Here is a 23,672-nt window from a genome sequence, read left to right on the forward strand (position 1 = left end):
AGCAAACTTCCAAAAATGTGGGCGTTGCATCGCCCTGAAAAGCGTTACTATAAAGATATACCCCTACACAATTAGGCAACAAAAGTGCTTAAGTTGTTTGTAGTCAGTGTGTTAAATGGTGCCTTGTTATAGTTGGTCATCTTCGAAGTCAGGACCAGAGTCAAAGTTAAAATCAGAGTGGTCTTGAATGCGCTTGGTCTTTTGCTTGTCTAACGGCTTGTTTTTTGGGCTGTAGTTATTATTATTTTCTAAGTTATCCCACTCAAAAAGATTATTATCGTCTATTTTTGTAGGCTTATTATTTTGTAAGTTATTCAACTCAAAAAGATTATTATCGTTCATTTTTATGGATTGATTAGTTTTTGGGCTGTTACGGTTGTTCGACTTTAGGTTAGGATGATTGTTACTTTGAGGTTTAGGGCTTAGGTTGTTGCTCTTGATGGGCGAATCTGGTGATGGTTGATTGGTGTTGTTGTTATCAAAGAAGAGTTCATTCATTGATTTATTCGAGTATATATTATCCCCGTATTTTTCATCTGAGTTAATGCTTGTATTCTGAGTCGAATCCAAGTGCTTTAATATATGTGTAGACTTTGTTTTTTGTTTAAATTCTTCAATTGATCCAGCAGCACGCATTGTAGGGGAGTGTCGGTACTGTGCCCTCAGTTCCTGCATATGCCTGTTTCCTAATCCTATAAATGCGGGTACCTGAAGTTGATTGATATACTTTACCATGTGTTTCTCCCGCAATCTGTCTAGCGTATTCAATTGCGCTTCACTATTTTGTGTTGCAAAGTTCCCATACTCTGACAACATGTTTGGTTGGTCTTCTTGCAAAACGTGCCAAACTAAACTTGAAAGTTGTTTTTGCTTATGAGTGTCAATAGAGAATGATTGTTTGTCGCCATTGCTATTGTTATTCAAGTAATTATCTAAATGGTTGTCCATATATTTCATAAGTTTATCTAAATATTCTGGTTTGTTTTTAAAGTTAAATTCATTAGAAAAGAAGTTTATCTCCTCCTTAGCACCTTCAAGAAGATCCTTATAATAATCAGCCAACTGTTGATTGTTATTTATCATAGCTTTCTGATGTTTTTTTATCATGTCTGGAATCCACAAAAAGATGCGTGCCTCTTTAACTACTCGGTCTTCAATAGGAGAGATATGGTCGTATTTAGAATCATACTTGACAGAATATTCTGTATGGTCTGATTTACCTTCAGCGGCAAAGGTTATACTGTTATTCCAACCAGGCCTCCAAATTTTTTGAGCGTATTCAAACGGGGTTTCTTTATCGGTATGTGTTTCACCCAATAAATATTTATAGGGGCCCAGCATATCTACTTCTTTTCCATTGGTAAACTGCGTTAGTGTATCATGATTGAGAATTAAGAACAAGTCAGGCAGTATCATTAGCTTTTTGACATTTTCGCTCCAGTTCCCCTGACCTGCACTATTTGAGTCATACTTAGTGCCGTCTTTTGTCATGATCACCCTTTGCACTGGGGCATTATTTCCGCTTGGGGTGCTTTTTTGTGGCAGAGGCAAAGTGCTCCCTTGGGGGAGTTTCATTTGTAGGGCTTTGTCTCCAATCTTATCTGCCTCTTGCTCTAGTTGGGGGTCGTCGTTGATCGAGGTGCCTCCCTTCATCTGCAGGGTAGGCTTTACCCGCCCTTGTTTTTGTTGCCCAATGTGGGCGAGCTCGTGCCCCAGGTGGCGCTCTTTGCCGGGTGCCAGGTGTACCTGGTTGCCTTGGGCGAATGCTTCGGCTTTGAGTTGGGTGGGTTTGTCAGAGTTGTAATGCACCTGGGTATTGGTTACATCTACCCCCATCAGCTGACTTACGTTGTGTTTGAGCTGGGTTTCGGTAGAGCTACCCTGGCTAGAGGGTTTACCCTTCTCAGCCCTTTGAATGGGGCGTTGCTTGGCTTTGATGGGATCCAGCTTGCCCTGCTTGCTTGGGATGGGACCCCCTAGTTTGCTTTGTTTGCTCTGAATCGGGGGTTGTTGCCCTGTGCGCGAAGGTATAGGTTGGTAAGGCGACGAAGTTTTAATTGATTGGGGCTTCCCCAAAGTTTTTTGGGTCTTGAGTTGGGTGGGGTTGCCATTGTCCGATTCATTGGCAGACTTGTGTCCAGATTGTTGCATTGTCATAATTAGTAGAATTTGATGGTTGTGAGCAAACATCCAAAAATGTGGGCGTTGCATCGCCCTGAAAGGCGTTACTATAAAGATATACCCCTACACAATTAGGCAACAAAAGTGCTTAAGTTGTTTGTAGTCAGTGTGTTGTGGTTGATTTTAATTAGTAAGAGTAAAATGGTTTTGTGGGAGCGAGTTTATTTACTAAAACCTGGTGGGTAAACAATGATGAATTGTTTTTTGGAATAAAAATTTGTAAAATAATGATTACAAAGTATAAAGGTTTGTCTTTATGTGTATATACATGTTTTTTAAATGTTAAAATTTAACATTAAGTTGTTTGAAATAGTTAGACTTGTGTAAACACATTTCAAATACATTGATCATCACACTTCTTCAGCTCATTTATGCAGGTTCATCATATCAGTCTGAGGTATATTTCTATTGCCTTGGGTATTTTTATGGCAATATGAGTTACTAGATAGAATTGTTTGGTGCACAAAACTTTTATTGATTAACTGATTATCACTAAATACTATGCGTTACATATTCTTTATCACTATCATTGGCATTTTTTACAGCCAAGGTCAGGCAAAATCACAAAAACAACCGCAAAAGGTAGACTCTTTAAAAAATGTGTTGGATAAAACCCAGCTCAATAAGCAAAGGGTAGATGTGTGCAATCAACTTGCCCACTTGTTTCACAATACTGACCTTAAAAAAACAAACCACTATGCATTGCAAGCCCTCAATCTTGCCTATGACCTGAAATATACTGAGGGTATTTCGTCGGCTTATTATCATTTGGGCTGGGCACGTATGCAATTGGGCAAAGACAACCGCAACAGCAAGGCTTACTTGCTTCAGGCGATTTGTTATGCCGAACAAGCCAATTATACTCAAGGCAAACTAGACGCTTACAATGGTCTGGGGGCGGTATTGATGTATGACAAAGCCTATGACGAGTCGCTCAAGTACTTCCAAAAAGCAGCCCAACTGCTTCGAACTGTCAATAATCCTGAGGCGTTGGCAGCCAATTATTGCAATAGTGCCAATGTTTTTATGTACAAGGGCGATAACAACAAAGCCATCATACTGTTAGAAAAAGCACTTGAAATTCAAAAAACATTGGGCATGCCCGAAAAGCAAGCGATTATGCATTTTAACCTGGCTATTAACTATTCGAAATTAGGGAATCACCTACAGGCACTTCGTCACTATAAAAAAGCCCTCCAGCTACAAAAAGGACAAGGTAATATAAGGCATAAAGCATTTATGCATAGCCACATTGGACGACTGTACCACAAAATGGGGCAGTATGACGAAACCTGGCACCACTTAACCAAAGCCCTTGCCTTATTTAAGAGGGTGAAATCGAAAAAATGGTTGATAAAAGTAAATATCAATATCGCCAAGTTGTTGATAGATTACGAAGATTATCCTCAGGCATTGGAGTACTTACAGCGAGCAAAAAAACTGATCCCGCAAGCAAAACAAGAAAAACGATTACCTGTCATTTATTATTGCCAGGCATTTATTTACCTCAAAACCAAAAAAATCAAACGTGCCGAGACTTTGATCAGAAAGTATTTAAGAGATACTTCCATGAGTTCGTGGCAAATAAGTAGTTTGTATAATCTTTTGGGGAAGGTGTACCTTGCCCGGAAACAATACACTTTAGCCCGTGACTATGCCGCTAAATCGGTTGCTTTACGTTCTTCAAAACAATCAAAAGCCAATAGACATAGTCCTCACAACACCTTAGGAGCAGCCTTGTATCATTTGGGTAAGCCAGAACAAGCCCTTGCACAGTACAATAAAGTGACTATATTGGGAGAAGGAGTTAACAGTCCAAGAGACTATATGGAGGCTATATATGGGATCAGTCAATGTTATGAGGCTTTAGGGCGCTCTGATGAAGCCTTGACTCATTACAAACAATACCATCAGTTAAGAGATAGTCTTACGAATCATAAAAACTTTCGAAAGCTGGGTCAAAAAGAAATGAAATACGCTTTACGTTTGCAAAAAGACTCGTTACAAAAACAATACGCCGAAGCACAATTGATCATAGCCAGGCAAGCACAAGAAAAACAAGACAAGCAGCAATACCTGTTTTTGGGGCTTTTAGGGGTGTTTTTAGTTACGATTGCTATATTTTTGTTTTACCAAAACAAACAAAAGCACGGCAAGGAGTTGTTTGCCGCTGAGCAAAAACTATGGAAAGAAACCCAAAACCGTATTTGGGCAGAGCAGCAAAAGCTCAAGAATGAAATAGAACTCAAAAATCAGCAACTTACTTCGCACACCCTGCACATGATACAAAAAAATCAGGCACTCAATGAGTTGCGTAAACTGGTGAATGCCGTGCGCCAACAAAGAACCATGGCAGAGGCTAAAAAAATGTTTCATAAATTGGCCCAATTGGTAGATTTCGGCTTGAACCTGGACAAGGATTGGGCAGACTTTCAAAATATTTTTGAACAATTGCACCCTGAGTTCTTCAAAAGCTTACAAGGGCAGTTTCCTAAGCTAACCCAGGGAGAACTACAATTGTGTGCGTTGATAAGGCTTAACCTCGACAACAAAGTGATAGCCGACATGCAGGGGATTTCTATCAATGGTATTAGAATTAAACGACACCGGATTCGCCAAAAACTAGGCTTAGAAGTAGCCGACAACTTATTGGAAGCACTTGTATTGATAGAAAAAGGAGAATATCAGGTGGAGCAGCCAGTAGAGGTAACCCGGGCACAACGTGCCTAAACAACCCTGCTTTACACACCTGTGTGATGCTACCTGGGCGGAAAGGCGTTTACAAAAAAATAATTAATACAACTTTGCTGATAGTCAGTAAAATAGCGTCGAGAATAAAGATGTAGTACCTGGTGTGAGTGTGTTTTAGTTGTCTGAATGGCTAAAAAAAATATAGCATAGCTGCAGCTATGCTATATTTTTTTTGGCGCCTGTTTAGTCACGCAGAGTTTGAAGATAACCTTACAATGGTTAAAGTGTTCAAATATGGTTTACGCGAGTTTTATGTTCAAATACTCTATTGAAGTCTTTGAGCTTAATACCTGGCAATAGAGACAAGTTTTTTACTCTCGTTTGAACGATGTGGAACACCTTTCTTTTCATCGAGGGCTCAAGTTGAAAAAACTGAGGCTAGTAGGGTTATTCCTAACGAATAAGTGGACTGGTGCGAAGCTAACTCCAGCTACTTCACGTGCGTTCAGTATGACCAGCGAACAAGTCTTTCTGAGTCCTAATCTCCTGGTTTCAAGCAACACAAATCGAGAGGACCACTCGAAACCTGAATTACGTGTCATTCTAAATAAAATGAAGAATCTGGTGGTAACAATAGACTCGCATTGCAAATGCGCGCCAGTGGGATTTCAAGCAACACAAATCGAGAGGACCACTCGAAGCACGAATTACGTGTCATTTTGAACGCAGGTGAAAAATCTGTTAGTATTTTTACTCCCTCGATGCGTTTACTTACATTAGGTACTACATCTACAAATTCCTCAAGTAGTCAAAGCCAGTGGATATGTAATAAAACCCTGCCAAATGTCCGGAAAATACAGCTTTTGGCAAGGTCTAAACAAGTTGGCTTATTGCCAAAACAACTCCTTACTGGCGCGTTGCCCGCTGGGAGCGATGACCGACACCAGGTAAATACCCGGACGGAGCTTGTCTAACTTAAGGGTGTGTGCCTGGGCGTTGGTCTGCAGGGTGTCGCTATGAATGGCAACATGCCCTACATCGGTTATGGCTACTACCACCCCATCGTTGGGTTGCATATCAAAGCTTACTTTCACTTCTTTGGCTTCAAGGCTGGGCTCCATGGTCAGTAGCTTTACTTTATAGTTTTTTTTTATTTCGTTTTTTGCTTCTGTTTCCACCTTTTTTTTGGGAGAAGGAGGTGCTTCAGACCTGTGCGTGGTCTGATTTTCGGGGATAGTTTTTTCAGTTTTTCCAGAAGGCTGGCAAGCCGCCAGCCAAAGTAAGCTACTGATGGCTACTCCCACCAAAATATGTTTCCATGTTTTCATATCATTGTTATATATTATGCTGTTGTTTCTACAATACTCCGCAGTGATTTTAGTCAAAGTTGTTTGCTGTTTAACTTTGTTGAGCACCGATATACACCGGTATCTAAGGACTCGCCAGAGGTTCGGTTATCAGTCATTGATGGATTTAAAAACTATTGAATTGGGTGTTTAGGCATAAAACCGAAACACTTTTAAAAATAAAGCGAGTACGCAATCTTAATATAAAATGCTGGCGTACAGCATTTAACAAGGTGAACATTTACTCGAATCAGCTATGGACTATCGACTAAATACTATGGACTATTGTTCTATTTATTCAATAAAAAACCACCCAAACCAAGGCTTGGGTGGCGGCCTGTCTATATACTAAAACTTACCTGGCACCAGTTTTTTCTTCACATACAAGCGGAAACGATCATTTTGGCCCGAACTATTTATATAGGTAAACTGTAGTGAGCCGTCATTTTGCGCAAACATCGCCAAATTACTTGTAGAGCTGTGTTGCAACATAACAAATAATCCGCCGTTAGGAGCTACTTCATTAGAGCGGCTTATCGTAGACATCAAACGCCACTTGTAGTTATTAGGAACATCAGCGATATTGTTATACTCTATTTTTTTAAAATTTACGGAATTTCCTAGCCTACCAAGCAAATGATTGGGAGCCGCTGCTGATGCAATGAGGAAATCCTTATTGCCCAAATTCCTAAGAATGAGATACTGGCTCAAGTCATTGGTGGCAACGTGTACTTCATCTACTGCCTTGGCAGTGGTGAGGTCGGGCTGTATGGTAATGATTCTGTTGCCCCTCTTGAATGCCAATTGATACAGGGTATAGTCACTTTGTGCCATCGCCAGGCTTGCCCACAGGCACAAGCAACTAAGTAATACGAGCTTTTTTCCCGCTGTATGGGATTTCAATTTAAATTTCAACATTGTTTGTAGGTTTTAAGGTGGAGGGAACAAAGCACAATCCACCAGGTTGCTCTGAGATAGTGCTTGTTTTTTGCCTCCAATTGATAAATATAAGTAGCGACTTGTAAGTACAGCGCAGGTGGTCATTGAATGCCTGCCAGGTTTTCAAAACCTGGCAGGCATAGCTAGAACAGCCTACGCTGTCTATGTAAATTGCTACTTGAAAAGATTACTTATTTTTTTGCTGTTTTTCCAGCTTTTCCAAACGCTTGAGCAAAGCCTTCATTTGCTGGTTTTGCTGCTTGAGTTGCTTATGCTGGGCAATGGTGTGCAGGGTAAGTTCTTCTACCTTTTCTACCAACAATACATTGATTTGCCCTACATTCATTCCATCCTTGATTACCTTTTCGGCTTTGGGTACTTTGGGCAGGTGGTGGTGGGCGTTGATATACGCCTCTACTTGCTCCAGGGGCATCAAGTCATAGCCTTTAGCAAACACATAATCGGGAAAAGAACCAATAGTGAGGTGGAGGGTTTTAAAAGTAGCACCGTTGCCATTTACTGCCCCTGAAAAAGTACCCGAGGTTCCAGTAAAAGCTCCGGTAAATTCAGCTGAAGTGCCAGTAAGGGCGCCAGTAAATTTAGCGGTACCATTTACGTGGAGTTTTGCTGAGGGCGAGTTGGTACCAATGCCTACATTGTCATTGCTATGAATACGCATGGTTTCATTTTTACTATTATTTTTGAAAATAATCTCATCATCGCCATTAGCATCCGTATCGGGTTGAAAAACAATTTCACCATAGCTAGTAAAGCTTCCATTTTGTATTTCTATATCTCCGTTTTTTACAGTCAGTCTTGCATTAATGTTATGCGACGTAGGGTCAGTGGTACCTATACCTACACTACCAGAGCCAAGGATAGTCATCTTGCGGTCAGCATTTACAAGAAAGCCCATGTTGCCACTGGAAGTTGCTATCCTGTTATTACTGGGAAGGTAAACCTGCTCTCCTCTATGTATTTCAAAAACCCCGCTAGCATGCACTGTTAGGTACTTTGAGTGTGGGCTACCATTGGATCTACCAATATAGAGGTTGTCACCTGAGAGGGAACCATCACCTTTATTACTTTCTATGAACCAATCGTTCCCAGTGTTGTTAATATGATACGCATCACGCTTATGTTGCGCCTTCAATTCAAAAGTAAGCATGGTCAATAATGCCAATGCCATGAAATGCCATGTGATCTTTTTCATCATTGTGTATTTTAAAGTGTTCTATAAAAAATTAAATAAGAAACCAGGAAGGCAGACGGTTTGCCCGCCTTCCTGGTTTGGGTGATTATTGTTATTGAATAACCAAACGTTTGGTCAAAGTACCCTGGGCGGTGCTTAAGGTGTAAAAATACACCCCTTGAGCCAGCCCCGAGGGTACGTCCCAACGCACCGAGTGCTGCCCGGCAGTTTGGGTAGCCTCTGCCAACACAGCCACCTCTTGCCCTTGAGCGTTATGCACGCTCAGGCGCACTTGCCCTGCTTCGGGCAAACGGTACCCAATGTGGGTAAAGCCTCCCGACACAGGGTTGGGGGTATTCTGGAAGAGTTGCAAACCAGTGGTTGTGGGTTGGGTAGCCTGCGCTTCCTGGCTCAACCTAAATACATAAGGTTGGGCAATGCTTCCTTCCAGGGCTGCTGCCTGTACTTTGAGGGAGTTATCCAACGGCAGGCGTTGCCCGCTGTGGCGTTCTACCAGCTCAAAGCGCAGGTTTTCGGTGGCAGTATGGGTATACGCCGTCAAGAAATAATACCGCTTATCCTCTATTTGTTGAGGAATGGCAATGCCGCGTACTTCGTTGCCCACAAAAGCCACCACCATATAGGCTTGCTCATTTTTGAGCGTCTCCTGAGTCTCTAATACCCCAGTAAGGTAACTAGAGCGAGCAAAAGCATGCGGGTTTACCTGCAGCTGCAAGCGTTGGGCATCTGTCATCACAGTTTTTACCGGAGCCGTCACCAGGCTACTGGTGCGCACATTGGCGGTACTCACGCTTGAGTAATTCAGCGTAGAGGCATTCGCCACCTTGATGGCATACCCCTGGTTGGGTATCATATGCGTCAGCGAGCCCACCCAGGCTGTACTGTTGTCGCTTAGCTGGGTATATACAGCGTTGCCTTGTTGTCCTATAATTACATCGCCTACCGTTGGGTCAGGGTTCAATCTTGCCATCGCCTGGGCTACGCTTATAGCATCAGTGCGGGTATACCCCAGCGGGTTGTAGTCAGTGCGGAAATCATTGTAGCCAGGGTTGGCTGCCAGTGCAATGGGGTGGCTGGTGTTGGCACTGTACCCGGTAATTTGTAAAGTACGAGGGGCGCGTACCTCCACCTTATACGATTGGGTAATGTCCAACTCACCATTTAGGTCTGCACGTATATAGCTCTCGTCGTGCTTGATGATGATGTCGCCTGTCTCAAAACCTTGGATATTACTCAAAGAAAGCGTGGTGCCATCCTGCACATCACTTACCCGGAAACTCACCCAGTAAATGCCCGCTGTATTAAACTTCAAGGAGTATTGCACCTTGCCCTGGTAGTCTGCATCAAGGGTTTGGGTAACAGTATTACCGTTGCTAAAACTACCTGTACCTATAGGGGTTTCCTGGCAAGCCGTTGCCTCCCACAAATACACCGTATAGTTGCCATGAGGATCGTGAGAATAAATATTCAAAGAAGCCTTGGCTTCGTTGCCTACTTGTGCCACGGTACCCTTGCCTATCAGGGTGCCCGTGTTGTTTCTCACCAGCAGGGTTTTGCCGATAGCATCGGTATAGGGTACGCCCGATTTTTCGAGGGTAAAGTTGGCGGCAATACTTACGAAAAAGTCGCTGGGATTGAGGGTCAAGTGGGTCTCGTCACAATTGACAATCACCTTTACATCCAGGGTTTCGTAACCTAGCAAAGTAGCCCCCTGGGTTACTTTGGCTTTTACCTGCCCGATATACGTACCTGCACTGAGCCAGGCAGCCGTAGTAAAGGTCACCGGATGGGTATGCCCCGAAGGCAACACATACTTGCCGTTGCTTTGCGAAGCAGGGTTATCGGCGGTTAACCACATGGGTACTTCGGTAAACTCATAAGTAAGCTCTGAAGCATTGCTGCTGACCAAACTGGCACTAAACGAGCCACTGCTACCCGCTGTTTGGCTCAGGGTATGGTTGGCGGGAGCCCAGGCTACATGGTTGCCATCTACCCTAAAAGTCCACGATTTGCCCGTAGCTGGGTTACCGTATGCATCGGTTACCCTGTCATCGGTAATATTTACCGTAAGCAAAGCCCCCTCAAGCAGTTCTGCTGCGTAAGTAGCCACCGGCTGTATAATTACCTGGGTTTGGTCGGCAGAGGTGGTTACTTCTACTGGTATGTCGTGAATAATGGTTTCCAGGTGCAGCGGGGCTGCCTGGTCTTTTTCTACATAAGTGACCCCGGTTTGGGTAGTGCCACTGGTTTTTCCGGTAAAATCACGGATGGCTTCTCCTGCCGGAGCTATGTCATCCAGCACATAATATGCCTGAAGACCGTCTTCAGTACCTATCAGGCGTTGGTGCATATTAGTGCGGATCACCCCTTCGGGCAATGCCTTGTTCCAGATACGTATTTCGTCCAGCCCTCCCTTGAAGCCTTCCGAACCATTGGGTTGGGCAATGATCAGGTCGCTGTTATTGACCGTAAAATTGCTTACCCCGCTAAAGGTACTTTTTGCCAGAACTCCATTCAGGTAAATTTTGAGGGTATTGTAGCTATCACCTTTGATGTACACCACCGCCACGTGGGTCCAACCATCAGTGTCCAATGATTGATCGGTGAGGGCATCGCTTTGCCCAGCGTATATTTTATTGCCCTGAGCAAAAGATATAGCAATATTGCTGCCTTTGGTAATAATAGGTGTATTGGCTACACTACTGTGGGTTTTGTTGGGTTTTGCCCAAAACTCCACCGTATAAGAGCCGTCCAGATCCAGTACGCTTTGGTCGGGTATGGTGACCTGGTCGTTTGTTTGGTCAAACCAAGCCGACTTGGGTGTATACGCTACCCCACCCAAAATGCCTCGCAACGATACGCTCAAAGGATTTACCCCATTGGCGTTCAAGGCTTTGTTGTAAGTAGCCGTGGCAAGGGCACCACTGGTGGTGCTGCCATCCAGCGGGGTTACACTCACAATGGTAGGCGTAGCACGTTGTATGTTACCACTGATCCAGTCACTGGGGGTATTGGTTTGCCAGGCTTCGGCTTCGTTGCCACATACTGGTATGATGCGTACCCGGTAAGCCTGATCAGCACCAATGGCGTCCGTATGGAGGGTATAGCTATAATAGTCTTGAGCATCGGCATTGCCCAGCTCTGCCAGCGCCACATCTTTGATAAACTGGGGTTCGTTGGAGTTTTCGAGGGCAAACTCAATGCGTACCTTGGCAAAAGTGCTATGCGGAGTTACTGGCTTGAACTTAAAATCCAGTTGGTTGTCCGAAGTACTGTTTACCACCCAGTTGTTGGCAGGAGCTACCACCTCCATACTGCCCGCACAAGGGGCGTGAAAGTTGGCATTCAGGCGTACCACATCGCGTACTCTGACATACTCGGTGTCATCACTGTTGTATACTACAGCTGCTTTATCATCTCCAATCACTTTGTCATCACTATATATAGGTTCACCAGTAGCATCATCAAAATCAATAATGGTTCGTTCTCCACCATAGTAGTCAAAGGGGTCACCACAATCAGTCTCTAATACCAGTGGTATATTGGAAAAAGATACAGGTGCATCATCCCCCCTTCGGTAGGCTTCTATCCGAATGGTTTTGGTTTCGCCCGGTTCTAAAGGGTACGAATACCCATCGGAAGACAATACGGCATCTGCCAGATTTTCAACCTTCATCTCAATACCAGTAGGTAAATGGTTTATAGGTATTCTGACGCGCAAATTCTTTGCAAACCCGGCATTGACAGGTTCGTTTAAAGGTTGTACATTGCTCATCTGTACCTCGAAAATGGCGGTGCCATCCAAATCAGCCCAGGCTGTAGTATTGGTTACAGTCAATTGTGCCCCAATCCGAGCCACCGTATTTTTCTCTACCGGACACATAGATTGCCCCGCTTTGGCTACGATAATTGGGGTAGGGTATAACGGGTCTTTTCGGATCAATACATTGAATTGATCTTCTACATCGTCATCGCTCAAGTTGAGCTCAAACGATTTTGAGTCGCTGCTGCCTCCTCCATAACTTTGTGTAAAGCCAAAGCCTGTTTCTATAGAACCTTCTACATTAACTACCCCAAAACCTATATTGATGAAGTTTTGATAGTGCGTGGTTAAATCCAGGCTTTCGCTAAATTCTCTGGTTTCACTTGTTGATTTGTTTCCTCCAATTTCATAATTTACATCTATGCTACCACTAAATGCCAAAGATTTGGGTAAGCTTTCGTTTCCTGCGGCATTTTTCATTTTAAAGGCTTCGTTATTGCTACCACCAAATACTGCCTGACGATTCTGGAGTGTTTTCTCCAAATGGCTTTGCCACATTTTTCTTTGTATATCATACTCTTCGATACTTGTTACCCTTTCTTTATCGTCATCAGATAAACTGTCCCACTGACCTTCATCTTCGGCGTTACTGTTGGACAGTTGCGCACGCAAAGTGGTGATCAGGTCATCCAGGCGAGGAATAACGCTATTTTCTATTGCCCAACGGGTATAATAAAAAGGAACTCCTGGAGCAGTGGCTATGGTGGCGTCTTCGGTGGTGAGGGTAGCCGTACATCCTGATACTGTAATGCTCTTGCCCGAACCCATGTATACCACTTCTGCATTGCCAATAAACATATCGCTTTGTGCACCTGGCAAGGGGATGACTCCGGAAGGAGTAGAAATGGCTTGATTAAAAGTAAGGCTGTAACTATTAGTGGTCTCTCCGCCAGAGGTAAACTCAAAGGTTCCTTCCCCCCCTTGCTCTAATTCTATTTCTACTGCTTTGTCAAGCGCTCCTATACCCCCTATATAAGTTTCTTTTGAATACCCATAACTGAATTTAGTAGCACTTTTTATATGTTGGTTGTCTCCAAAAGAAGTTTGGTAGTTGATCTCACTGCCCTTTGCCCAGGTAACACTGCTACCATCACCAGGAGGGTCATACAATACCTGCTTTATGCTGGGGTAAGTCAAGGTAAAGTTTTGGTTTTCGTCTTGTACGGTACCCGTTACCCAAGCCGTAAGCGAGGTGCTGGTATTTTGGTCGGTCACATTCACTCGTAAGCTACGAGTATGCTCTCCAACAAAATTAGGGTAGTTGGCCCATATCACCACGGTATCTTGCCCACTAGTCGAGGTAAATGGTGCATCAGGCGAACTCCCCACTACGTCGTCTTTGCCGTGGTACTGAGGCAAATCTCCTGACACATAATAGTTGGTACCAGACTTGTAACATTTACTGCTGCCATACTCCTCATAAAACTCCAGTGCCACCTGGTATTGGGTTTGTTGCTCCAAGGTGTAATGGTCGTTGCTGCTACAATACTGGTTGGTAGCCAAGTCTTGAAAGGTGTTATCTTCATCCAGTACTTTTATCACCTTGGCGGCTACTTGCAAGGGGCTGTTGTAAGCCACATTCATGGTGTTCCAGCCCTGGGTAATGTCTACCCCAAACTCTGTCTTGACAATAGAATTATCATCTTGATTGGTGAGCTCTACTTTATATATGCCAGGCAATAAGCCCTCTACAGTAAACACCGTGCCTTCGCTGTTGAAAATATCGGCAGCAGAGGGGGTAGTGCTTGCGGTAAATGTTTTTTGGTAAGCAGGTTGCTGTACATCAGTACGGGTGATGGTCACATCCCACAGCCCAATGTTGTTGTTGCAGGGAATGGTAATGTTGCCCGTAATGCCATAGCGGGTGTGGTTATAAAAATTAATACTCGATGCGGGCTCGGTTACATTCCATACCTGTTGCTCGGTTTGGGCATAGTTACCTTGTGCGGCGTACTCGTATTTGTACTGGCGTACATAAGGATTGATAGTAGTAGTACTAAACGCAGGCATGGTAGACTCATCGGATGGGTCAACCAGTCGGTTCAGGGCAAGGTCTTGGCTATCCGTCGTTTTACTCACCAACCGTAAAACCTCACTACCCGCCAGGTTTTCATCAAAACTAAACGATGCCACCAGCAGGGCTTCATCTCCGGCAATGTAGTTGCCTGCTTTCAAATCAGCCAAGTTACTCAAGCCATAAGCCTCGCTGCGCTGTTCTATCAAATGCAAATGCCCTTTGAAGTATTCGCTGCTGCCGTCTTTGGCTCCCAGGTAGATGTGCCCACCCAGTGCGTCAGGAGTCACAGTAGCAGAAGCAGTGGCCTGAAGGCTGGCATCGGCATACAACAACAACTGCTGGCTAGAGGCATTGTAGGTAAAGGCAAAAAACTGCCAGTCGGTGCTGCCGCCAAAAGCCACTTCTGCCAGAGAGGTATTGTTTTGGTACAGTGCCAGGTACGCATTGTCACGCAAAACCACCCGAATGTTCCCCGCTTGCAAAATGGTTTGCAAGGTAGGCACGGTAGTCCCACTAAAATCTCCTCGCTTGACAAAACCCGACCAGGTAATGCTGCGGGTGGAGGTTGACCAGGCATTGGCCGATTTTACATAATCGTTTTCGCCGTCAAATTGCAGGCTTTGTGCGCCAAACGTACGGTTGCGCAAGGGGTTGGCTACCCTAAAGTGCTGCAGACCAATGGGTAGGCTCAGGTTGTATTGACCAAAGGCATCGGTACCTACTGGGGTACTACTTCCATCATAAATGGTTTGGTAGTTACTGGCCGAGGGATTGCTGCCTGAGGCAAATTCAAACGTTTGATCTATGGGCACAGGGTACTCTACCCCACCTTCGTGGTAATATACATTGCCCGATACATTAAAATTAGACTCATCGGTAAAATCTATATCTTCCCTGTCGTGGTTATTCGACGTTTGCAGCGTGATGTTCTGATACGTTGGGTTAAAGGTATGGTTGGTTTTTATTGGCTCCACCTGTAGCGCAAGGCTTCCATTGCCAAAGTTGATACGCTCCATCGTATACTCACCTCCGCTGTTGGTATAGGCGACATATTTCAGTACAGGGACATCGGTGTCATTTAGATTGGCGCTGCTTGTAGCAGTATAGCCTCCCTGGGTGTCTTCTGCTTGGTTGTATACCTCCTGGCTGGTGTTGTCGCTCTTGAGTAAGTCAAACCGGTAATACAACAATAAGTCGTTGTAAGCAGTGTTGTTACCACTGATCATATATGCCCAATGCTTGTGTACCTGGGCATCCAAGCGTGCGTTTAGTTCATCGTCGGTTTCAGGGCGTTCGTTGCCGTCAATATTGACATTTTCACGGTTTACCGCCCATATTCTGAGCTCGTCCAGGCTGTAAGCCGATCCGGTAGCGGCGTTGATTTCAAACGAACTTACTGACCCAATGCCATTGTGGGTGTAGGTGGTAGCATTTGTTGCCTGGGCAGTAAGGATGGCTGCCGATCCGGTGCCTACCGTTTTGCCCTGGTCTACATAAATGCGTCCTCCGGTTTGGGCAAATACTATAGCGTAATGATGCCAGTTGTTATCGGTGACTGCATTGGTGTTCAGACGAATATACTCGCTTCCGTTGCCATGCAGGGCACGTATGGCACCCGTGCTCAACATTTGAATTTCTACATTGCCCGTCTTAAACACCGTATTGTTGCCGCCAGCGCTTCCTTTGTACCAAAACTCTACCATAAAGTCTTGGGCAATCCCTGCGTTTCTGAACACATCGGCATTGTTTACTATAAGGGGAGCCGAACTGTTATTTAATTGCAGGGCACTACCTGGCAAGGTTGGGTTGCCCATAGTAACCGCTACATTGGGGGTACCTACCTGGCTCGAAGACTGAATCTTACCCGATAGAGTACCGTTGTGAAAAACAAAGCCATGGTCGCTCCCCGTAGCGTCCACTCCTTGAGCCACTACTGTGTACAAAGCTACCTGACCGGGCACTATTACATTGGAGAGGCTACTTTGAGCCGCCACATCAAAGGTAAGCAAATCGCCCGGAGCCGTTGTCCCAGATGCCAGGCTACCTATGGGGGTACCATTTATCTGCACTGCATAACTATTTACCCCATCTATATGAGGCCAGGAAAGCACTACAGTATTGGTATGCGTACCTTTGGTGGCACTCAAAAACACGTTTTGATTTTTCAATATAGGATGTTCTATGTCGTTGCGTACTTCCATCAGGGTTTGGGTGTTGTATTTGTGTACCCCTGTGCCTCTACGGTTGGCATCGAGCAAATCGCCCCAGTGCAGCACCTCTAGTTGGGAGTTGATGGTGGCCGCAGCTGTGCTTGCTGTGCTGTGCTCTCCCAATAGGGCATGCAGCCCTTGGTTGCTTTTCAGGTCATTGAGTTCCGAAGTACTCATTTTGGCAAAGCTTCGCCAGTGATCGCGGGCAATCTCATTGTTGCTACGGGTACGGTTCCAGGCGCGTATTTCTGCTATTTCCAGTAGCTTGCTATTGTTGGCAAGGCGGTAAAAATACAGGTAACGGTGGGTTAATGTGGGCATAGTAGCTACAAACTCGCCCACTTTATTGCCGTTGAGGTACAAGCGTACCACCCCTGCCTGAAAGCTCATGGCCACATGGTGCCAGAGATTGTTAGTTACTCCAGTACTACTTATGTCTATGATTTTGTTCGTGCTCCCCAGCTTAAACTGCAGCCGATTGTTGCTGAGCGTTTTTAAGGTTAAAGAGCTGCTATTGCCCGACATATCGGTCAGTTCCCAATAGTTGGCATCATAGGTAGAGCGTACCCAAAACTCTATGGTGGCTTGCCCTGCAGTGCCTTGGCTAAGCGCCTGCTGCAGGTCTATTCCGGTATTAAAATGGGTGGCGTATTTTGACCCATTCATGCGAAGAATGCCGTATTCTTGCGCTTGGGCGTTGCTATACCCGGCTATAGAAAGCCAGGCAAAGAGCAACAAATATATCCTTGAAAATTTGAGATCTTTCATAAGAAATGTTACTTTGTGTATTATAATTTTAATAATTGTATGTGGTGGGAGAAATCAGTTTAGTCGCTTTATTTTTCCCACTTCTTTTTGTATGCTGTAATCCATACAGCCTGCACTGTTTATCTGAGTTGCACCTCCTTTCATTTTGATGTGATTTTTTGATATACCTTCCTTATAAGTAATGACAAGCCAGGCATTGCTCACCAAAGCCTCTGACAATACCTACTGGTAAACCAGTAAGAAGCACCTAAAAGACTCAGGTAGATAACCATAAAGTACTTGTTATTTTGAAAGAAGGTCTGCCTTGGTAAAAACTGTTAGGTTTTTACCCAATGAAGCATTGTGTATAACCGGAAGAGCACTTTAAATGTAGGCAATGGCTTAAATGCCCTGTAGGTAGTTCATGTAGACTTGCTTTGATAACAAGGGTAGGCATTGTTGCAAATGTCGCGAGTAGATTTATAAAACCAGTTGTTGTGTTGTGGTATAAATTTTTCATAAGACGATGATCTTTTAACTAAAAGCAGGTGTTGTGTTATTGTGTAGTACAAACATTGTTATTTACCTTCAATATTTTGCAATTATAGGTTATACAAAAGATATAAGCCCTTGTACAAAAAGTTAACAAAGTAGGTTAATGCACTATTAGTCAGTAGATTGTAGTTGATCTAATGGGTTGTGTAACCCTTCTGGTAATTTTACTGAGCCTGCTATCAAAGGTCAATGAAAAGAGGAATAGTTGTATATATTATGTTTGTGCAGCTATTTTATGTCCAATGCTTACCCTTGCTACTACCTGGTACTTTCAAGCTGGCAGGCAGGCAAGCTTGTCTGATAAATTACTCTCCCCCAAAGCAAGCATATCTTTTTGCAAGTAAGTGCTTTATGCCCGATTGTTGCCAAATTGTACTCTCCCCCCGCTTTTATGTAATGTCTTGCTTGAGGTGTTTTTAATTAATAAGTACCAAGTTGTATGCTACCTGCCAGTCAGGTAGCATTATTCAAATAAACCCTTACTTATTATGCAAGAACATATCAAACCATCACAAAACGAACATATTGGGGAGCAACCTAAACTGCCTCCTGTATTGCAAAAGGTCATCCACCCCACGCCCTTGCAGACAGGGCAGCAGCCTATTCAGCGTAAACACAACCAACTGGGTCCTATCCAGAGCAAACAAAGCAAACTAGGGGGACCCATCCAGAGCAAGCAAGGCAAACTGGGTCCCATCAAAGCCAAACAACGCCCCATTCAAAGGGCTACCCAAGGCACCTCCTCTAGCCAGTGCAGCTCTACCGAAAGTCAGCTCAAACACAACGTAAGTCAGCTGATGGGGGTAGATGTAACCAATACCCAGGTGCATTACAACTCTGACAAACCCACCCAACTCAAAGCCGAAGCTTATGCCCAAGGCAATGAGGTACACCTGGCACCCGGCAAAGAGCGCCACCTGGGGCACGAGCTCGCTCATATTGGGCAACAAAAACAGGGACGGGTAAAGCCTACCCTACAAATGAAGGGAGGCACCTCGATCAACGATGACCCCCAACTAGAGCAAGAGGCAGATAAGATAGGAGATAAAGCCCTGCAAATGAAACTCCCCCAAGGGAGCACTTTGCCTCTGCCGCAAAAAAGTACCCCAAGCGGAAGCAATGCCCCAGTGCAAAGGGTCATTAAAACCAAAGATGGTGAAAGTTATGACAAGCAGTATTTAAAGAAAACCGCCTATAGCCACCATGACAAGGTAAAAAAAATGATGCTTGGCTCTGAGACTTTTCTTATTAAAGGATTCAAGTCTGAATTACCAGAAGAACACAAAAGTGATCCGCATTATAAACTTGACAAACTGGAAGGGCGTCACGAGTTAAGTACCTTAGATGCTGCCTTGCATCAAAAAAAGTCCAATTACAGGAACATGGAAATACTTCCTCCAGCTCGTCACCTCATTGGGGAAGATCATAGTAAATCACAGTTTGCGCAAGCCAAAAAAGATTGGTGTGATGGCTGGGTTGGTGGAGGTGCTTTTCAAGGGCTGGAAACGTTTGAAAGCCATGGGCATGAAGATTTACAACTATGGGAAAAAAAAGAAAAAGATTCAAGATTGTTTCCACTGGAAAACATTATTGCCAAGTCATTTACTTCACTCTATTATGCGTTGCAACAAGTAGATACGTTTGAGAGCCAAAAAACATTCCCGACCAAATTTGATAATAGAAAATATAATTCTAAAGATGAACTTTGGATAGGTGAATTCAAAGATTTTTTTGTGAATTATATAAAAGGTATAGGTATAGTTCCAATCATGACGATGAAAGCATACCGCCTACACCAGAATGGCAAAAATATGAGCAAACAATTGAAGATAATAAACGATGCAAAGACAAAGTTTGATGCAGCCAAAGAACTTATAGAAAAAAACGTAAAGTTTGCAGGTTTAGGTTTTATGCAACTTAAGGGTGCCTTGGGACTATTACTTCCTGAAATGATGGATATTGTACAAACTGATCAGCCAAAAGAGTGGAAAAAAGTTAGTAAAGGCTTTGAAAAATCAGGCATTGATGAGCAAAATAAACGTGCCGATCAATTGCGTGAAATACACATGAAGCGCTATATCGCCAAAATGTCCAAACCTACCATTGTAAAAATCGGTTTTCAACATGTGAAAAACCTATATAACGATAAGGATTTTCTTCATGAGAATCACGTGGCAATGTACATGAAGTACAAGTATTTTAAGGAGGCTACAAAGGCCGAAGAGGTAATAAAGCGTATTTGATAAACCATTAAAAACCCGGCAAACAAGTAACACTTATTTGCCGGGTTCTATATGAAGGGAGAGGAGATTCATTTAATTGCCAGGTAGATTTAATTTTTACATTCTAAAACCCATCAGCAAAATGTCGTCCCTTTGCTCAGTGTGTTGCATATGCTTTTCCAAAAAATTCAGCAAAAACTGTTGTTGATTTGCCAGGGTAAGCGACTGCACATGTTGCAACAGCTGCAAAAACAACAATTGTCCAATCTTGTTTCTTTGCGCATCATTTTGATCCACATAACCATCACTACAGAGATAAAAAGTACTGCCAACCGGCAAGCGTACACACTGGTTGGTAAACGAAATATTTGTACGCTGAACTCCCCCTATAGCCTTAGGGGTACCCTTAAGTGTTCGAATATTTTGCTCGTGAGGGTGGGTATAGTATACTGAGTGTTTGGCACCAGCAAACGTAAGCAGGTTTTGCTCTGGGCTTATTTTCTCAAATTTGCAAATAGCTATGTCCATCCCACTCCGGTCATCAGACACCTCCTGGTGCAACACCCTTCTTACCTCGGTGTTGAGTGCTTCCAGAATTTTGGCGGGGTGATATTCACGTTTTACCTTCACAATCCGGTCGAGCAAAGTAGCCCCTACCAGGCTCATAAACGCCCCTGGCACCCCATGACCCGTACAATCTGCCACTACCATAAACACTTGGTTATCTACCTCCTCTACCCAATAAAAATCCCCCGACACAATGTCTTTAGGCCTGTACAACACAAAGTAGTCCTGGCATACCTGCTGTATTTCTTGCGAGGTAGGCAATATCACTTGCTGTACCCTTTTGGCATAGCGCAAATTGGCTATGATTCGTTCGTTGTATCGCCAAAGTTTTTTATGCGCCAAAGCTATTTCGTCTCGTTGTGCCAATAACGCCTGCTGGCTTTGCTTCAATTCGGTATTTTGAGTAGTAATTTCTACCTGTTTTGCTTTCAACAACCTATTGTGTTGCTCTATGTTTGCCGTTGCCTGTTTGAGTGCTTTATTTTGTTCATTGATTTTATTTTGCTTGATTTCCAACAATGAATTCTTTTGCTGAACTTCTTCATTCTTAAGCACCAACTCTTGTCGCTCGGCAGCTACTGTCTTTAGCTTAAGGCGCAACTCTAGTTGAGTGATCACTTGGGTAGCAAGGGTCTGAAGGGCTTGCTTTTGAGCCAAACTCAGTTGCCGGGGTTTTTGATCTATTACACACAAAGTGCCCAAACGAAAGCCTTCTGGGGTGGTAAGCGGCATACCAGCGTAAAAGCGAATGTCTGGACTATTGGTTACCAAGGGATTGTCCCAAAAGCGTTCATCTTTTGTGGCGTCTTCTATTACAAATAAGTTTGGGGTATGAATGGCGTGAGCGCAAAAAGCCTGACTTCGAGGGGTTTCTTGCATTTCTAGTCCTACTTTAGCCTTAAACCACTGTTTGTTTTCGGCCACCAATGAAATGAGAGAAATAGGTGCCTCGCAAATATAAGAGGCAAGTTTTACCAGGTCATCAAACTCTTTTTCAAAACCTGTGTCCAGGATATGGTAACGATGAAGTGCCTTTAGGCGTGCTGATTCGTTGATTGTTATAGGAGCTGTTTTCATGATAAGCTGTGTACGAAATAATGTTGTAAAGACTTTTGTTTTCTCAAAAAAGAAACAGAAGCCGCCTATTTATTCTCACCAGTAGTGAGTGGTATAACGACCTCTGTTTTATAAGACAGTACCTATAGAATAGGGGAGTATTCCTGGTAGACACTGTGTTTTGAGGGGTTGATCGGTATGGTTTTATTATGAGTAGCAGTTGACCTTAAGAGACCAGTGGCTTGTATAAATGTAACCAGCGGTTAATATCTGATGCCTGAGCAAAAACTGGGTAAGTTAAAGAACCTACATACTTTTTACCTTCCCCCATTTTCTGTAGTTTTATGCCTAGTGTGCGGTAAATACGGTATGCCAATGCATCTGACTCTCCTATCAGAATATTGTCATCGTGTTGAACCATTGCCCCAAACGATTGCTTCAATAGCTTGATAAGTATAGGCAAAGAAGAGCCTGAGAACCCAGCATTTGCAAGCACATGCTTATCGATGGCCAACCGCCCCATGTGCCATATATCGTTGACTGGAATGTTGGCTTGCTGGAAGTAGTTTTGCAAATTATAGCCAAACTCGGTCTCTATAGGAAACTGTAGGGAGGGACTTTGTTTGGTGATTTTTACCCCACCTGCCATTTCTCCGGTGTGGGTTCTGAATGCAAAATAATAAGATTGAGAAAACTGCTGAGCATCTTCTTCTTTCATGTAAGTCAGCTCTTCCTCGTCAGATTGCCAACCGTGTTTTTTACTGTAGTTGTCTACATATACATTATATACAAACTCTGTATATTCTTCCAAGTTTTTTTGTCCTAGCTGATAAAGTATCAAATGCTCTGAACATTCTATTACTCTATCTTCCTGAAGTATCTCTGACTTGGGTGCCTGATTGTCTTGCTTTGGGTTCATGATTTATCAATTTTTCTTATGTGGTAAACTAAACTATATTTTTAGAGTTGTGTATAGCACCTGTTACCAATACACAACACAGCAGTATATTCTTTTACAATGAAGGTCAGGGGGCTGTTTTATGGGTACAGCACCAATAAAAGCACTCAGTTTATGAAGCATCTCTTACTGAACCTGTAACCTGTTTAAAAGTAAATCTTGTCATTAATTAAAAAAGTTTGATCACTCAACTGATGATTAACTATTTATTTGAGAAGCTGGTGTTAAAGCTAAATATGCTGGTTTTTGATAAAAAGTTGAAGGATAAAACCATTGTTTTAGACAACATCTGTTATAAAAGCGTTTCTTTCATTTCTGGTTAAAAAAATTGATGGAAGTTGTTGGTTCCAGAGCCCCCATCAATTTGGTACAGTGTAAATCACTTCTATATGCTTATTAACTATTGACACAAATATGCATCAAGTATTCAGGGAAAACACAAAATAAATTACTACAAAAAGTCGTAATGGGTATACAAATAGTTAACAGATGTGTGTAAGTGTGTGTTAATTAGAAGGTTATGTGAATTTGCTGCTATTCCTAAAGCATTGAGATGAAGCCTTACCCCTATAGGAAGGGGTAGGGGGGAAGTGGGAGTTTGAAGCATTTTAATGAGCCATTGTTGCACTTTGACTGCCCATTTGTTGTGGCAATACAAGAGAGTAGCACCTTTATGCTACTGCGAACAAAACAACTTACGTTAAAAGTTGACTGTCAAAACAAGCTTCTGGTTAACTAATTTACTTTCAATAATAACAAAACCTAAACTCACAGTTTGTTTATAATTTGGACTCAACAGGAAAACCTAAGGAAATTTTGCGGCTTACAGGCTAACATCAATAATATGAGCACAATTATTTAATTTGAGCTGATTACTACAATACTCCGCAGTGATTTTAGTCAAAGTTGGTTGCTGTTTAACTTTGTTGAGCACCGATATACATCGGTATCTAAGGACTCGCCAGAGGCTCGGTTATCAGTTATTGATGAATTGAAAAACTATTTAATTGGGTGTTTAGGCATACAACCGAAACACTTTTAAAAATAAAGTGAGTACGCAATCTTAATATAAAATACTGGTTTACAGCATTTAACAAGGTGAACATTTACTCGAATGGACTATCAACTAAATACTTTTAACTACGCT

The 23,672-nt window shown here is 43.2% G+C and carries 9 protein-coding genes; 2 read left to right on the forward strand and 7 right to left on the reverse strand.

Features of this window, described 5'->3' with window-relative positions:
* Positions 1-126: 126 nt before the first annotated feature.
* Entirely contained in the window at positions 127-2,157 is a 2,031-nt protein-coding gene (locus M23134_RS38435; protein ID WP_198145046.1) for an eCIS core domain-containing protein, read from the reverse strand.
* A 525-nt stretch (positions 2,158-2,682) separates the two neighbouring features.
* Here M23134_RS38435 and M23134_RS18395 point away from each other — a divergent pair.
* Positions 2,683-4,911 (forward strand): tetratricopeptide repeat protein, encoded by a 2,229-nt coding sequence (locus tag M23134_RS18395; RefSeq protein WP_002698593.1) that lies wholly within the window; start codon positions 2,683-2,685, stop codon positions 4,909-4,911.
* An 848-nt stretch (positions 4,912-5,759) separates the two neighbouring features.
* Here M23134_RS18395 and M23134_RS18400 read toward each other — a convergent pair.
* From M23134_RS18400 to M23134_RS18415, 4 genes are all read right to left on the reverse strand, one after another.
* Positions 5,760-6,200, reverse strand: coding sequence for a hypothetical protein (locus M23134_RS18400; RefSeq protein ID WP_002698597.1), 441 nt, complete (start codon positions 6,198-6,200; stop codon positions 5,760-5,762).
* 366 nt (positions 6,201-6,566) lie between these two features.
* Entirely contained in the window at positions 6,567-7,136 is a 570-nt protein-coding gene (locus M23134_RS18405; protein WP_045113839.1) for a hypothetical protein, read from the reverse strand.
* A 208-nt stretch (positions 7,137-7,344) separates the two neighbouring features.
* Positions 7,345-8,373 carry a hypothetical protein gene (locus tag M23134_RS18410; RefSeq protein ID WP_198145047.1) on the reverse strand — a complete coding sequence of 343 codons (1,029 nt, stop codon included), beginning with the start codon at positions 8,371-8,373 and terminating at the stop codon, positions 7,345-7,347.
* 88 nt (positions 8,374-8,461) lie between these two features.
* Entirely contained in the window at positions 8,462-17,188 is an 8,727-nt protein-coding gene (locus M23134_RS18415; protein ID WP_045113841.1) for a LamG-like jellyroll fold domain-containing protein, read from the reverse strand.
* Positions 17,189-18,210: 1,022 nt separating this feature from the next.
* Here M23134_RS18415 and M23134_RS38440 point away from each other — a divergent pair.
* Positions 18,211-19,965 carry an eCIS core domain-containing protein gene (locus tag M23134_RS38440; protein WP_002698609.1) on the forward strand — a complete coding sequence of 585 codons (1,755 nt, stop codon included), beginning with the start codon at positions 18,211-18,213 and terminating at the stop codon, positions 19,963-19,965.
* Positions 19,966-20,061: 96 nt separating this feature from the next.
* Here the strand turns inward: M23134_RS38440 and M23134_RS40545 are convergent, their stop codons facing one another.
* Both M23134_RS40545 and M23134_RS18430 read right to left on the reverse strand, forming a co-directional pair.
* Positions 20,062-21,588 carry a GAF domain-containing SpoIIE family protein phosphatase gene (locus tag M23134_RS40545; protein WP_002698610.1) on the reverse strand — a complete coding sequence of 509 codons (1,527 nt, stop codon included), beginning with the start codon at positions 21,586-21,588 and terminating at the stop codon, positions 20,062-20,064.
* A gap of 205 nt (positions 21,589-21,793) precedes the next feature.
* Positions 21,794-22,486 carry a hypothetical protein gene (locus tag M23134_RS18430; protein WP_002698611.1) on the reverse strand — a complete coding sequence of 231 codons (693 nt, stop codon included), beginning with the start codon at positions 22,484-22,486 and terminating at the stop codon, positions 21,794-21,796.
* Between the last annotated feature and the right edge of the window lie 1,186 nt (positions 22,487-23,672).

It is taken from the genome of Microscilla marina ATCC 23134 (genome assembly GCF_000169175.1).
Taxonomy (GTDB): domain Bacteria; phylum Bacteroidota; class Bacteroidia; order Cytophagales; family Microscillaceae; genus Microscilla; species Microscilla marina.

Coding starts and splice junctions, on each gene's coding strand:
- M23134_RS18410 (WP_198145047.1), bottom strand. CDS start 8,373: ATGATGAAAAAGATCACATGGCATTTCATGGCATTGGCATTATTGACC.
- M23134_RS38435 (WP_198145046.1), bottom strand. CDS start 2,157: ATGACAATGCAACAATCTGGACACAAGTCTGCCAATGAATCGGACAAT.
- M23134_RS18405 (WP_045113839.1), bottom strand. CDS start 7,136: ATGTTGAAATTTAAATTGAAATCCCATACAGCGGGAAAAAAGCTCGTA.
- M23134_RS38440 (WP_002698609.1), top strand. CDS start 18,211: ATGCAAGAACATATCAAACCATCACAAAACGAACATATTGGGGAGCAA.
- M23134_RS18415 (WP_045113841.1), bottom strand. CDS start 17,188: ATGAAAGATCTCAAATTTTCAAGGATATATTTGTTGCTCTTTGCCTGG.
- M23134_RS18395 (WP_002698593.1), top strand. CDS start 2,683: ATGCGTTACATATTCTTTATCACTATCATTGGCATTTTTTACAGCCAA.
- M23134_RS40545 (WP_002698610.1), bottom strand. CDS start 21,588: ATGAAAACAGCTCCTATAACAATCAACGAATCAGCACGCCTAAAGGCA.
- M23134_RS18400 (WP_002698597.1), bottom strand. CDS start 6,200: ATGAAAACATGGAAACATATTTTGGTGGGAGTAGCCATCAGTAGCTTA.
- M23134_RS18430 (WP_002698611.1), bottom strand. CDS start 22,486: ATGAACCCAAAGCAAGACAATCAGGCACCCAAGTCAGAGATACTTCAG.